The organism is Reyranella massiliensis 521 (assembly GCF_000312425.1).
Taxonomy (GTDB): domain Bacteria; phylum Pseudomonadota; class Alphaproteobacteria; order Reyranellales; family Reyranellaceae; genus Reyranella; species Reyranella massiliensis.
The window spans coordinates 3,249,891-3,262,267 of sequence record NZ_HE997181.1 but is presented as its reverse complement, the minus strand read 5'-3'; the positions used below and the strand labels follow the sequence as shown (position 1 = coordinate 3,262,267).

The 12,377-nt window shown below is 66.7% G+C and carries 13 protein-coding genes; 2 read left to right on the top strand and 11 right to left on the bottom strand.

The window, feature by feature from the left end:
* Positions 1 to 14: 14 nt before the first annotated feature.
* Positions 15 to 833 (bottom strand): AraC family transcriptional regulator, encoded by an 819-nt coding sequence (locus BN60_RS15935; RefSeq protein ID WP_020697093.1) that lies wholly within the window; start codon positions 831 to 833, stop codon positions 15 to 17.
* Positions 834 to 880: 47 nt separating this feature from the next.
* Here BN60_RS15935 and BN60_RS15930 point away from each other — a divergent pair, with 47 nt between their 5' ends.
* Complete coding sequence (locus BN60_RS15930; RefSeq protein WP_020697092.1) at positions 881 to 1,291, top strand: DUF2000 domain-containing protein; 411 nt, start codon at positions 881 to 883, stop codon at positions 1,289 to 1,291.
* A 13-nt stretch (positions 1,292 to 1,304) separates the two neighbouring features.
* Here BN60_RS15930 and BN60_RS15925 read toward each other — a convergent pair whose 3' ends face one another.
* The 7 genes from BN60_RS15925 to BN60_RS15895 form a co-directional block, all read right to left on the bottom strand.
* On the bottom strand, positions 1,305 to 1,670 hold the full coding sequence (locus tag BN60_RS15925; protein WP_020697091.1) for a cupin domain-containing protein: 366 nt from the start codon (positions 1,668 to 1,670) through the stop codon (positions 1,305 to 1,307).
* A gap of 77 nt (positions 1,671 to 1,747) precedes the next feature.
* Complete coding sequence (locus tag BN60_RS15920) at positions 1,748 to 2,962, bottom strand: MFS transporter (protein WP_020697090.1); 1,215 nt, start codon at positions 2,960 to 2,962, stop codon at positions 1,748 to 1,750.
* 31 nt (positions 2,963 to 2,993) lie between these two features.
* Entirely contained in the window at positions 2,994 to 3,365 is a 372-nt protein-coding gene (locus BN60_RS15915) for a nuclear transport factor 2 family protein (protein ID WP_020697089.1), read from the bottom strand.
* Between the two features lie 27 nt (positions 3,366 to 3,392).
* Positions 3,393 to 3,866, bottom strand: coding sequence for an SRPBCC family protein (locus tag BN60_RS15910; RefSeq protein WP_083856136.1), 474 nt, complete (start codon positions 3,864 to 3,866; stop codon positions 3,393 to 3,395).
* Positions 3,847 to 4,248 (bottom strand): ArsR/SmtB family transcription factor, encoded by a 402-nt coding sequence (locus BN60_RS15905; RefSeq protein ID WP_020697087.1) that lies wholly within the window; start codon positions 4,246 to 4,248, stop codon positions 3,847 to 3,849. Before BN60_RS15905 ends, BN60_RS15910 begins: the two co-directional genes overlap by 20 nt.
* A 101-nt stretch (positions 4,249 to 4,349) precedes the next feature.
* Positions 4,350 to 6,164, bottom strand: coding sequence for a patatin-like phospholipase family protein (locus BN60_RS15900; RefSeq protein ID WP_020697086.1), 1,815 nt, complete (start codon positions 6,162 to 6,164; stop codon positions 4,350 to 4,352).
* Entirely contained in the window at positions 6,161 to 7,252 is a 1,092-nt protein-coding gene (locus BN60_RS15895) for a M14 family metallopeptidase (RefSeq protein ID WP_020697085.1), read from the bottom strand. Before BN60_RS15895 ends, BN60_RS15900 begins: the two co-directional genes overlap by 4 nt.
* Before the next feature lie 74 nt (positions 7,253 to 7,326).
* Between BN60_RS15895 and BN60_RS15890 the strand changes: the two genes are divergently transcribed.
* Positions 7,327 to 7,785, top strand: coding sequence for a PaaI family thioesterase (locus BN60_RS15890; protein ID WP_020697084.1), 459 nt, complete (start codon positions 7,327 to 7,329; stop codon positions 7,783 to 7,785).
* A 3-nt stretch (positions 7,786 to 7,788) separates the two neighbouring features.
* Here BN60_RS15890 and BN60_RS15885 read toward each other — a convergent pair whose 3' ends face one another.
* From BN60_RS15885 to hrpB, 3 genes are all read right to left on the bottom strand, one after another.
* A complete protein-coding gene (locus BN60_RS15885; protein ID WP_020697083.1) occupies positions 7,789 to 8,316 on the bottom strand; it encodes an adenine phosphoribosyltransferase in 528 nt (175 codons plus the stop codon).
* Between the two features lie 14 nt (positions 8,317 to 8,330).
* The gene (locus BN60_RS15880; RefSeq protein ID WP_020697082.1) at positions 8,331 to 9,788 is read right to left on the bottom strand and encodes an amidase; all 1,458 of its coding nucleotides are present in this window, start codon (positions 9,786 to 9,788) and stop codon (positions 8,331 to 8,333) included.
* Positions 9,789 to 9,865: 77 nt separating this feature from the next.
* On the bottom strand, positions 9,866 to 12,340 hold the full coding sequence (hrpB, locus tag BN60_RS15875) for an ATP-dependent helicase HrpB (protein ID WP_020697081.1): 2,475 nt from the start codon (positions 12,338 to 12,340) through the stop codon (positions 9,866 to 9,868).
* Positions 12,341 to 12,377: the final 37 nt, after the last annotated feature.

The following is a 12,377-nucleotide window of genomic DNA, read 5'->3' as shown; positions in this document are numbered from 1 at the left end:
TTTAGGTACTGACTCTAGACGGGGCGTGACAATGCTGCCCAGCGACCGGGCGTCAGGCCGAAGCGCGCCGAAAAATGTCGCGTGAGATGGCTTTGATCGGCAAAGCCCGTGGCCGCGGCCGTCTCGGACAGGGCGGCACCTTCGACGATCATGGACTGCGCAAGCTGCAGTCGGCGTCCCACCTGAAAGCGATGCGGCGAGGTGCCGAAGGTTTGGCGGAAATGGCGGGCGAGGGTGAAGCGATCGAGGCCGCTCAGCCGCTCCAGTTCCTCCGAAGCAACCGTGCGATGGGCTTCGGCCGTCAGGAACTCGCGGACGCGATGGATTGCCCGCGCCGCCGTGGCGCCGGCGGGCGGCCGGCGATGTCCGTCGCTGCGGCGCTCCAGCAGATCGGCCATCCGCGCCACGGTGGCATCGACGGCCAGCGGTTCGAGCGGACGTGGGAAATCGGCAAAGGCTTCGTCGATCAAACGGGCCATGGCGGCGTCGCGCGCGACCACATCGGTGACGAACGGCGGGCTGGCCCCGTCCAGCGCCTGCGAGATGGCCGCCGGATCGAAGTAGAGCATGCGATAGGCGAAGGCGCCGTCCTCGCCGGCATGTCCGTCATGCGCCTCGTCGGGGTGCAGCACCAGCACGTCGCCGGCCCGGCTGGCGCGCAGGCTGCCGCGATAGTTGAACTGCTGGACCCCATAGAGGGTGAGGCCGATTCCGTAGGTCTCGTGCCGGTGCGGGTCGTAGGCATGGCCGGCAAAGCGCGCGGCCAGACGTTGCAGACCGGAGGAAGGGCGGTCGAGGCGGATGCGGTCGGAGCGGAGAGGAACGGGGCTCATGCACGAACGTTCAAGACGATGGGCGCAGCGGGTCTAATATGGGGAAGATGATCTACGAGACCAAGACCGCCCTCATCCTGCGCGCCGATCTTGCCGCCTGGCAATTGGCCAACATTGCAGCCTTCCTGGCCGGCGGGTTGGCCGGTACGCGGCCTGAGCTGATGGGCGAGCCTTATCGCGACGGCGCGGGCCGGTCCTATTCCCCGCTGATCCGCGAGCCGGTCTTCGTCTATGGCGCCACGCTCGAAGAGCTGCGGCGTACCCATCAGCGGGCGCTGTCGCGCGAGCTGGTGCCCGCGATCTATATCGAGCCCATGTTCAAGACGACCAACGATGCCGACAACCGCGCCGCCGTCGCCGCGGCGCCGGCGGACGCGCTGGATCTCGTCGGGCTGGGTGTCCATGGGCCGCGCAAGACCGTCGACAAGGTGATCAACGGTCTCAAGTTCCTGTCTTGAGACCGGCCTGCATTTACCTTTTCGAGGGCTCTTCCTTGAGCTCGACCATGATCACATTCGTCGGCGTATCTCCGATATTGCTGCCGATATGCGTCTGCGCATCGGACCACAGCACGTCGCCGGCTTTGAATTCGCGCGTCAGCACCTTGCCATCGGGCAGAGTCAGAGTGCGTTTGAACGGGCCGAGGGCGTAGAGCACGAACGCCGGATGGCGATGCTGCTGCGTCTTCTCGCCCGGCTTGTCGTGATACTCGAGCACCCGCACGCGGTCGTTCTCGAAGATGACCTTGTACTTGTCGCCGTCGGTTGCGATCGGATCCTGGGCATAGACGGCCGCAGTCGCCAGCAGCAGGCCGGCCAGAAGCACTATTTTCATCATGGCGATTCTCCCCCTATGGACCATGATGGTCGGAGCTTGGCTGCGCACAGGCGTAAGCGCAACCAGGTCCGGAGCAATTAGTTCCGAGCCGAGTGCGTTCGCAGGGAGCGTGGTGGCATCATGACAAGGATCGACGCGGTGACGTTCAGCGCCATGCAGACGGCAAGCGGCACGCCGTAGCCCCCGGAAGCGTCGCGCAGGATGCCGAGCAGGCCGGGACCGAAGGCATAGACGATCTGCACCACGGCGGACGAAAGCGCCACGATGGCCGGGAACTGGTCCGGGCCGTATTCGCGCTGCACGATCAACGGCGAGAGGGTGATGTTGTTGCCGACCGAGAAGCCGTAGACGGCGCAGGCGCCGTAGACCACCAGCGGCGCTTCGGCGAAGGCCAGCACGGCAATGGCGGCGACCTGCACCATGAAGCAGGCGACTGACGCCCGCCGCGGCTCGAAGCGATCGATGACGAAGCCCAGCACGACGCGGCCGACCAGCGCCATGAAGGCGTTGATGCCGACGGCGAGCCCGGGATCGACTGTCGGCGCGCCAGCGGTGACGCGCGCGCTGATCAGCGGCACGAGATGGGTGAGGAAGCCCACCTGCGAGACCAGCATCAGGGCGAATGGCGCGGAGATGCTCCAGAAGTGCCAGGTGCGCAGCGGCGCGAGTCGGCTCGTCCCCGCCGCCAGCGGCTTGGGCGACAGGGGGCCGCGGCGCACGAACAGCAGGACCGCGCCGCCGGCGATGGCCAGCGAGATCAGCACGATCAGGCGCAACGCGTCGGCGAAGCCCATCAACGGGATGGTGGCGAGCAGGGCGGGGGCCATGACGAGGCCCGCGACGGTCGCGCCGCTCAGCCCGAGATTGAGGGCAAGGCCGCGCTTCTTGTCGAACCACTGGCCGACCGTCGAGGCGATCGCCGCGACGCTGGTCGCGTTCCAGCCCGGCGCCATCAGGATATAGAGCGCGGCGAGCTGCCAGGGCGCCGTGACCGACGGCAGCAACAGCAGCGCCACGGCTGTTGTGGCGAGGCCGCTCAGGAACACGGCGCGCGGGCCGAAGCGGGTGATGGCGTCGGCAATGCGCGGCAGCAGCAGCGCGCCCAATACGTAATGCGCCGTCACCATCGTGGAGATCAGGCCGGTCGACCAACCATGCTCCTTCTGCAGTTCGACGATGTAGATGCCGTGTGCATAGAAGCCGAACCCCCAGGCGAAGACGGCGGAGAGGAAGCAGGCGAAGACGACTCGCCAGGCAGCCGGCGACGTGTCAGCGCCTGCATTGGGGGTCATGGAGGGTACTCGGGATACGCCGGAGAAGGGATCAGCCGCGGCTGACATGGGCGGCTACGCAACGCCAGCCCTCCGGCTGGAGCTGCCAGTCGTCGGTGTACCAGCCGTTGCCTGTGCTGCCATCGGGTTTGGTGTAGCTGGTGCGTGCATGGATGATGGCGAAATCGCCCAACAAGCGGATATTCACGTCGTGCTCGCGGATGTTCTTCACCACCGAGCCGCGGCCGATCTGCGCCAGGAAGGCGGTGCGGTCGAGCCGCGATCCGTCGGGATTGGTGTTGAGGAAATCGTCGGCGAGGTGCTGCTCGAACCAGCGCACGTCGGCTTCGTCGACCGACCTGATGTAGTTGCGGTTAAGGTCCTGCAGAGTGGCGAGATGTTTCGCTGTGGCATTGTCTGTCATCGTGTTTCCCCGGGGTTTGGTCTCTGCTCACAGACGTGGGGCGTATTCGATCAGTTGCTCCAGCGAGCTTGCCCAGCCGTCTTCGTGCGACTTGCAGAACTCCGTCGAGGTGAAGTCGGCTTGCGTGAAGGCGATATCGGTCATGCCGTCGCGTTCGGTGAAGCGCACGGTGACGACCGTCGGCGCTGTCAGCGTGCCATCGGAGCGTACCCAGGCGTGAGTGAAGACCAGGCGGTCGGGTTCGCAGATCTCGCGATAGGTGCCGACCTCGGTCTGTACCGCGCCGGTCTCCTCGCTCCGGATGCGCATGCGCCAGGCGCCGCCCTCGCGCAGGTCGAGGGCGCACGAAAGCATGCGGAAGCCCTGCGGCGCCCACCATAGCTTCATGCGGTCCGGTTCGATGAAGGCGCGGAAAACCAAGGCGCGGGGCGCGCGCAGCGTGCGGTTCAACGTAAACGCGCGACGCAGCGGGACGGTGAGTTCACTTGTTCTTGCGGCCATGGGCCTTCGTCCTCTTCTTCTTGGCAGAAGTGGAAGCGGGAGCAGCGGCGGACTGTTGCTGCGCCGTCCGCAGATAGTCCTCCAGCCGGTCGAAGCGTTCCTCCCAGAACCGCCGGTAGGTTGCTACCCAGTCGGCAATCTCGTGCAGCGGTTCGGCCGCCAGGCGACAAGGCCGTCGCTGGGCATCTCGTCCGCGCGAGATGAGGCCGGCCCGCTCCAGCACCTTCAGGTGCTTGGAGATAGCCGGCAGGCTCATGTCGAAGGGCTCCGCGAGATTGCCGACCGTGGTCTCACCCAGGGTCAGGCGGGCGAGGATTGCGCGCCGAGTCGGGTCGGCGAGGGCAGCGAAGGTCGAGCTGAGGCGGTCGGCGGCTGGGTTCATGGTGAGATCTTTTTATTAACCGATGGGTGAAATAAGAGACGCGCCTGTCGGTCGTGTCAAGCTGGCGTCCCGTTCGATTTCGACGATTGAAAGCCCAGCTGCTAGGCCACGAACAGTCGGGCGCCGACTGGCAGAGATCGCGACTTGTCCAGGGTTTCCATGGTGGTGCGGTAGCCCAGCTCGATGGCGGCATCGAAGCTCGTCCAGTCGAGCAGATCGATGTGGTTCATCGGCGGCACGATCAGCAGGTCCGCTGCGGCGCGATCCTGGGCGGCGCGGGCCGTGCTGGCCACCAGGGCCGAGCGCAGCAGGATGGCGACGATCGAAGGGATGGGGAGCGTTTCGTTGCGCCGCCAGATCAGGCGGCGAAAGAACTGCCAGGCCGACCAGGGTTCCATGACATCGGCGCCGGCCGCCAGCGCACCGCCGGTGTCGATGTCGACCCCAATGGTGATGCCGCGCCCGAGCCGACGCATGGCGCGCACCGGAAAATTGTCGATGACGCCGCCATCGACATGGACTTCGCCCGCCTCGTTGAACGGCGGCATGACGCCGGGGATCGCCACGCTCGCCCGCAGCCAGCGCCACAGCCGGCCGACCGTGTGGATGTCGGCGTCGGAGGTCGTGAGGTTGGCCGTCATGCAGTAGAAGGAAAGGACGAGATCCTCGATGTCCTTTTCCCCGAAGGCGGCGCGCAGCAGGCGCGTGACCCGGCGGCCGGAGAACAGCGAGATCAACGGCACCGTGTAGTCGTTCAAAGGATTGGTGTCGACGAAGGCGCGACGGAAGCGCTCGTTGAGCTCTTCGTCGTTCCAGCGCGAGGCGACACCGGCGGCGACGATGGCGCCCATGCTGGTGCCGCCCACAAGATCGATCGGAACGCCAGACTGGCGCAGTGCCTTGACGACGCCGATATGAGTGAAGGCGCGGGCGCCGCCACCGGCCATCACGACGCCGACCGCATGGCCGGTGAGCAGTCGGGCCAGCCGGTCGATATCGGCATGAATGTCGAGGCGGACGTGGTGGTGATGGCCGTAGAGGCCGCCGGCGAGCAAGGGCGTCGTCGAACCGGGGGACGGGTCGTGGCCTTCGTGCAAGAGAACGAGCTCGCGCCGCCGGTGGAATACCGCGCCGCTTTGCGCCGTCTCGACGTCGAAAGGCAGTGAAGTCGGCCCGTCGTGGTCGGCGCTGCGGACGGCAATCAGGCAATCGGCCTGTCGCAGGCAGAGTTCGGTCCATGGCGTCTGGGTCGCGTCGGCGCGGTAGAGCACGAACGAGGATTCCATCTCGCAACGCGCGAACCACTCCGGTTCCTCGTCGACCGAGTCTGGCCCCAGCATTTGCACCCTGTTGCCGATGCGGCCCAGCGCATCTGCCAGCATCACGGCGAAGCGTGCCGACGGCACGTTCGGGCCGGCGGGCAGGATGGCGAAGGTGCGCGGCTGGCGCCGTCGCTTGCCGGTTTCGACAGCGTTGCGCGCCACGACGCTGCGCATCAGCGCCGGCAGGACTTCGGGGTGGTGCTTGGTCAGCGCATCGAAGCTGCTTTGGGCCAGCCGCCATACCTCGCTGTCGCGCAGCGCCGCCACGCTGCGCGTGCGCTTGCCGTGCGAGAGGAGCGACATCTCGCCGACCAGATTGCCGGGAGGTACCTCGGCGATCAGCAGCGGTTCGCTGGCGTCGACTTCGTCTTGATGACGGAACACGCCGAGACAGCCGCTGGCCACGACATAGACCGCGTCGGCCGGGTCACCCTGACGGAACAGCGGCGCGCCGCCCGGCAGGATGAGCAAGGTCAGTTCGCGCTCGACCGCCGCCAGACCGTCGGGATCGAGGTCGGCAAACAGCGGGGCGCGCTGCAGGATGCGCCGGAGTCGCAGCCGGGCGGTATCTTCGCTCGGCTCGACCAGGCTCATCGGCTCTGTAGTCCCTTCAATGCCCAGCCGATCGTCTGATCGGCGCGCGCCCATACCATCTCGCGCCACTTGTCGCCCGACGGGAAGAAGCGCTCCTTGATGTCGGCCTTGATCTCGCGGCCGAGCGGCGAGCCGACATCGCCACGATGATGAAGCCAGTTGTCGGCGCGTACGGCACCGAGGACCTCCGGCACGGTATAGGTGCCGTATTCGAGCGCGACCGGAGTTACCTGCGCGTCAGGCAGCTCCTGCGGGAAGGCATCGGTCATCACGCCGACAACGACGGCGGAGGTCGAGGTGCCGCCCTCGGGGGAAGTCATCTCGTCGCCGTACCAGGCCTTGGCACGCGCGAAGGATTTGGCGGCCGGCGATACGGCGCAGATCAGTTCGCCATGACCGAACGGCCCGAGACCCGTATGGAAGTCGATGATGCCCACGCGCCGTGCCTGCGAGAGTTCCTCGCGGGCGATGGCGCGAACGGTGCGATTGCTCCAGGTCGGCGCCGTGCCCCCGAAGAAGATGCCATCGGGATGGGTGTATTGGCCGCCGCTGATCGCGCCCTGCAGGCCGAAGGCGCCGTGCTTCTGAGCATAGGCATCGAAGACGCGCTCGGTCTCGGCCTTGCTGGCATCGTCCCAGGTCTGCGGCAACACGGCGTCGGCGATCGCGAGATAGCCCGCGTTGGCGGGATAGCCCTTGTCGTGATCGACGAAGTTGCGGTTGAGGTCGACATTGTCTTCCGTGACGCGCCGCGACCAGGCGAAGCCGTAGGGGTTGAGCGCGTGGATCAGGAGTGCGCCGGTTCCCTTCGGCAACTTCGCGGGACCGCCCGAGCGCAGCCAGGCGATCTCGGCGCCCGACCCGCAATGTCCTTCGACGCCGTGCGTGCCGGCAATCAGCACCAGCATCTCGGTGGCATCGGCCGCGCCGAAGCGGGCGGTGTCGAGAAAGAGCGCTTCGCCGTTGGGGCCGCGCGCCTTGGGGTTCAGCCAGGACCGGATCGCTCCACCGGCGGTGGCGGCGGCACTGCAGAACTTGGCGCGCGCCTCGGCATAACTTTCGGAAAAGCACTCGGACACCGAAAACATCGAATTCCTTCCAAACTTTCGCTCAAAGCATCGTAGCCGGTTTGACGACAGCCCGGAAAGCGGCACGATGGGGCATGGGATTCTTCACCGTTGAGTCGGCGCAGCAGCAGCTCTCGCCGGGCGGCAATTTCGGCCCCTGGATCTGGCAGCTGAATCTAAAGGCCGAGCACATCTCTGCCGAGGAAGTTCGGCTTCGCTTGCCCTACGGTGACCACATCGCCCGTCCAGGTGGCGTCGTCGTCGGCCAGGCAATGATGGCTCTGGCAGACACGATCATGGTTCTGGCGATCTGCGAGAAGCTTCAGCGCTTCGCCACACTGGCGACGATCTCGCTCACGACGAACTTTATGCGTGCTGCGGTGCGGCAAGACGTGATCGGCATCGCCCGGGCCGTGAGGGTCGGCCGCTCGACGGCGTTCGGCGAGGTCGACCTGTTCGTCGACGGCTCGCCCGATCCCATCGCCCAGTCGCTCTCGACCTTCGCCGTCCTGCCGGATGGCGCCGGCGCGTTCAATCGCGCCGATCAGCACTGACCGCTAGCTGTCGTACTGCACCAGGGTCTCGACCGGCACCCCGAGCTTCTTTCGGCCTTCGAGGAAGGTCAGCTCGATGATGCAGGCCGCCGTCGGCACGTAAGCACCGACGCTTTCTAGCAGCGTTACCGCCGCGGCCATCGTGCCGCCGGTCGCCAGCAGATCGTCGACCAGCACGACGCGCGTTCCTTTCTGCACGGCGTCCTGCTGGATCTCGATCGTGTCGGTGCCGTACTCCAGCGCATAGGTGTGACGCACGGTCGTGCCGGGCAGCTTGCCCTGCTTGCGCAGCATCACAAAGCCGGTGCCCAGCGCCAGCGCCAGCGGTGCCGCCAGCAAGAAGCCGCGCGATTCGATGCCGGCCAGCACGTCGGGCTTGTGCGGCCGGATCAGGTCGGCCAGCCGTTCGATGGCGGCATGCCACGCCTTGGGGTGCGCCAGCAGGGTGGAGATGTCGTAGAAGAGAATGCCGGGCTTCGGGAAGTCCGGGATCGAGCGGATGTGCTTCTTGAGGTCGATGTCGTTATGCATGGTTACTCCTCCGCTCAGCTATAGGCCGGCGGCGGTTCGAAGCTGCGATATTCTTTCTCCAGCAGCTTGGCGAACTGGATGCAATCGTAGTCGCCATACTGCCGGCCGATGATCTGGACGCCGACCGGCAGACCGTCCTTGGTCAGCCCGATGGGCGCCGAGGTCGACGGCAGCCAGGTGACGCCGGAATATCCTGCCCAGAAGATCTGATCGACCACCGGCACCTGCTTGTTGTTGACCACGATGGTCCGCTTGTGGCGCAGGCCGGCCTGGTCGTGCGGGAAGGCCGCCGTCACGGCGACCGGACAGAGCATCAGGTCGTAGTCCTCGAAGAAGGCATCCCAGGCCCAGCGCATTTTGTGGCGCTTCTCGTTGAGTTGCAGCCAGGTGCGATGCGGCAGCGAATTGCCACGCTGCATCTGGGCGAAGTAGCTCATGTCGTCGGCCGGCAATGTGGCGGCGTCCTTCACGGCCTGATTGTAGACGGCGTCGGTCATGCGGGCCGAGGTCGCGGCGCGCAGCAAGCGGATGTAGACGTCGTTGATCTCCGCCGTGTCGAAGGCCGGCCGCGCCTTGTCGCTCACCTTGACCTTGTTCTTGGCGAGGAACGAAGCGAGCTTGGAAATCAGCTCCTGCACCGAATCGTCGACTTCGGCGTTGGGATCGGTCAGCAGCACCGCCACCTTGAAGTCGCGCAGCTTCTTCTTCGTCGAGCGGGGCAGGGTGAGCGTCCAGCCGCGGCCGTCGATGGAATCCGGGCCTGCCATCGCGTCCATCGCGATTTCGAGATCGTCGGCACCGCGTGCCAGCGGACCCACGACGCCGATATCGCCATAGGCCACGGCGCCGGCCAGAGCATGGCCCTTGGGCGAAACGACGCCCCAGCTCGGCTTGTGGCCCCACACGCCGCAATAGTGCGCGGGATTGCGGATCGAGGCGCCGATGTCGCTGCCGGCTTCGATGCCGGTCAGGCCGGCGGCCAGCGCGGCAGCCGAACCGCCCGAAGACCCGCCCGGCGTGCGGCCGAGATCCCATGGATTGTTGGTCGAGCCGTAGACCTCATTGTAGCTCTGCCAGTCGGCGAGGTTCAGCGGCACGTTGGTCTTGCCGAACAGGATGACGCCGGCATCGATCATGCGCTGGGCGACCAGCGAATTCTGTTTGACCGCGCTGTCCTTGAACGCCGGATCACCCCAGGTCGTCGGGTAACCTGCGACGTCGAACGACTCCTTGATCGTCATCGGCACGCCATGCAGGGGGCCGACCTTCCTGCCGGCCTTCAAAGCACGGTCCGCCGCCTTGGCCCGCTTGCGCGCACCCTCGATATCCGTGGCGATGATGGCGTTGAGTTCGGGGTTATAGGCTTCGACGCGCTTCAGGTAGAGGTCGAGCAGTTCGAGGCAGCCGATCTTCTTCTTCCGGACCGCGGCAGCGAGCTGCTTGGCAGTCTGGAACGGGAGGGCGAGGGACATGTCGGGGATTCCGTACGGGCGATGGATGAGACCTTAGCCCGTACCATATTGCTACGGCTTGCGTGAAGAATACTGCGTTATCGCCCAGGATTGGGACGCGGCCGCACGCGCGCCGTCGGTTCGGCGATCAGCGGATCGTCGGGCCAGTAGTGCCGCGGATAGCGGCCCTTCAGTTCGGCTTTCACGGCCTTGTAGCCGTTGCTCCAGAAGCTCGCGAGATCGCGCGTCACCTGTACGGGCCGACGCGCTGGCGACAGGAGATGGACAGTAAGGGGTGCCTTGCCGCCGGCGATACGTGGCGTGTCGGTAAGGCCGAACATCTCCTGCAGGCGCACCGACAGAGTCGGCTCGGCCGGGTTGGCATAGTCGATTGGAACGCGGCTGCCGCTCGGCACTTCGATGTGCGTCGGAGCCAGCCGGTCGAGCTCCCGCTGCTTCTCCCAGGGTACGAGAGTCTTCAGCGCCCCCGTGAGGTCGATCCTCGCCAGATGATCCTTGCGCGAAACGCCATCGAGGAAGGGCGCCAGCCAGCCGTCGAGCGCGGCGAGCAGGGCGGTGTCCGACAGATCGGGCCAGTCTTCGCCCGCGTGTTGGCGCAGAAAGCCGATGCGCTCGCGCCATCGCGTAAGGTCGTCGGTCCAGGGCAGCGCCCCGACGCCGAGCTGACGAACGCCGTCGACCATGGCGGCGCGGACCTTTTCGGCTTCGGGCTTGGTCAGCGGCTTGTCCTCCAAGGCCAGCGCACCCAGCCGTCTGCGTTGCCGCGCCAGCACGGCGCCGTCGCGCGGGCTCCATTGCACGATCTGTTCTTCGACGATTCGGTCGCCGTAGAGCTCCTCGATCTCGGCTACCGTGATGGGGGCGGCGAGGAAGATGCGCGAGTCCTGGGTCGAGCCGTCGAGGTCGGCCACGACGAGAAATTCTTCGGTGGCCATCGGATCGCCTTCCGGCAACGCAGCTCCGCGGCCGCCCGACAGAAGATAGCGTCCGGCCGTACCGGGCCGCCGGCGACCGATCCGGTCGGGATAGGCCAGCGCCAGCAGCGCGCCGGTCATGGAGACATCGGGTGTTTCGCGTCCCTGATTTTGAGTCAGGCGTCTTGCCTGTTCGAGGATCAGCCGCAACGCACCGTCGCGTTTGCCGCTCAGCGCAATGTCGACTCGGTGACGCAGGTCGGCGTCGCGCTGGCCGGGCGGCAGGCGCAGGAAATCGCGCTCGCTCAGGATGGCGGCCAGCAATGCCGCGACGCGGCCCTGGCCAAGCTCTCGACCCTTGAGGACGAGATGCGCAAGGCGTGGATGCTGGCCGAGCCGCACCATGGCGCGGCCATGTGGTGTGACGGCACCGCTGTCGTCGATGGCCGCAAGATCGACGAGCAGGGCGCGTGCTGTCGCAAGCGACGCGGCCGGCGGTGGCGTCAGCCAGGGCAGGCTCGCGGCGTCGGTGGCGCCCCACGCGGCCAGCTCCAGTGCCAGCGGCGCCAGGTCGGCATCGAGAATTTCCGGTGGGGTGAAGGGCAGAAGCCCGCGCTGCGTTTCCTCTGGCCACAGGCGGTAGCAGACTCCCGGTTCGAGACGGCCGGCGCGGCCGCGGCGCTGATCGGCGGAGGCTTGGCTGACGCGCACGGTTTCCAGTCGCGTCATGCCCGAGCGCGGCGAGAATTTCGGCACGCGCATCTGGCCGCTGTCGATCACGATGCGCACGCCTTCGATGGTGAGGCTGGTCTCGGCAATCGACGTTGCGAGGACCACCTTGCGCCGGCCCGCGGGCGAAGCGGCAATGGCGCGATCCTGCTCGGCCGGCGAGAGATCGCCGTAGAGCGGCGCAACGTCGACATCGCCGCCGAGACCGTGCAGCCGCTCCTCGACGCGGCGGATCTCGCCGACGCCCGGCAGGAAGACGAGGGCGCTGCCGCTTTCCTCGGCCAACGCCCGGCGTATCGCGGCGGCGACACCATCCTCGATTCGGCCCGTCACTTCGCGATCGAGGTAGCGGGTGTCGACGGGAAACATGCGACCCGCACTCTCGACGACGGACGCGCCACCCAGCCGGTCGGCAACCGGCCCGGGGTCGAGCGTGGCCGACATGGCAACCACGCGCAGGTCCTCGCGCAGTGCCATCTGCGCCTCGCGGACCAGGGCAAAGGAAAGATCGGTCTCCAGGCCGCGTTCGTGCAGTTCGTCGAAGATCACGCAGCCGGTGCCGTCCAGCGAGGGATCGTCCTGCAGCATTCTGAGGAACAGGCCGTCGGTGACGACTTCGATACGTGTCCGGGGACCCACCTTGGTGTCGAGTCGCACGCGATAGCCGACTGTTTCGCCGACGGCTTCGCCCAGCGTCGCCGCCATGCGTCGCGCGGCAGCACGCGCCGCCAGCCGCCGCGGTTCCTGCATGACGATCTTGCCACGGCCGAGCCACGGCGCGTCGAGCAAGGCCAGGGGCACGCGCGTCGTCTTGCCGGCGCCCGGTGGGGCGACCAGTACGGCGGCATTGCGCGCGGCCAATGCCTCTTTCAGGCGCGGCAGGGCTTCGTCGACGGGAAGGGAATCCATCGAGGGCGCTTATACCTTATGCTCCGCCGCTGAAATG

Coding starts and splice junctions, on each gene's coding strand:
- BN60_RS15885 (WP_020697083.1), bottom strand. CDS start 8,316: ATGCATAACGACATCGACCTCAAGAAGCACATCCGCTCGATCCCGGAC.
- BN60_RS15935 (WP_020697093.1), bottom strand. CDS start 833: ATGAGCCCCGTTCCTCTCCGCTCCGACCGCATCCGCCTCGACCGCCCT.
- BN60_RS15905 (WP_020697087.1), bottom strand. CDS start 4,248: ATGAACCCAGCCGCCGACCGCCTCAGCTCGACCTTCGCTGCCCTCGCC.
- BN60_RS15930 (WP_020697092.1), top strand. CDS start 881: ATGATCTACGAGACCAAGACCGCCCTCATCCTGCGCGCCGATCTTGCC.
- BN60_RS15925 (WP_020697091.1), bottom strand. CDS start 1,670: ATGATGAAAATAGTGCTTCTGGCCGGCCTGCTGCTGGCGACTGCGGCC.
- hrpB (WP_020697081.1), bottom strand. CDS start 12,340: ATGGATTCCCTTCCCGTCGACGAAGCCCTGCCGCGCCTGAAAGAGGCA.
- BN60_RS15920 (WP_020697090.1), bottom strand. CDS start 2,962: ATGACCCCCAATGCAGGCGCTGACACGTCGCCGGCTGCCTGGCGAGTC.
- BN60_RS15910 (WP_083856136.1), bottom strand. CDS start 3,866: ATGGCCGCAAGAACAAGTGAACTCACCGTCCCGCTGCGTCGCGCGTTT.
- BN60_RS15895 (WP_020697085.1), bottom strand. CDS start 7,252: ATGTTTTCGGTGTCCGAGTGCTTTTCCGAAAGTTATGCCGAGGCGCGC.
- BN60_RS15880 (WP_020697082.1), bottom strand. CDS start 9,788: ATGTCCCTCGCCCTCCCGTTCCAGACTGCCAAGCAGCTCGCTGCCGCG.
- BN60_RS15915 (WP_020697089.1), bottom strand. CDS start 3,365: ATGACAGACAATGCCACAGCGAAACATCTCGCCACTCTGCAGGACCTT.
- BN60_RS15890 (WP_020697084.1), top strand. CDS start 7,327: ATGGGATTCTTCACCGTTGAGTCGGCGCAGCAGCAGCTCTCGCCGGGC.
- BN60_RS15900 (WP_020697086.1), bottom strand. CDS start 6,164: ATGAGCCTGGTCGAGCCGAGCGAAGATACCGCCCGGCTGCGACTCCGG.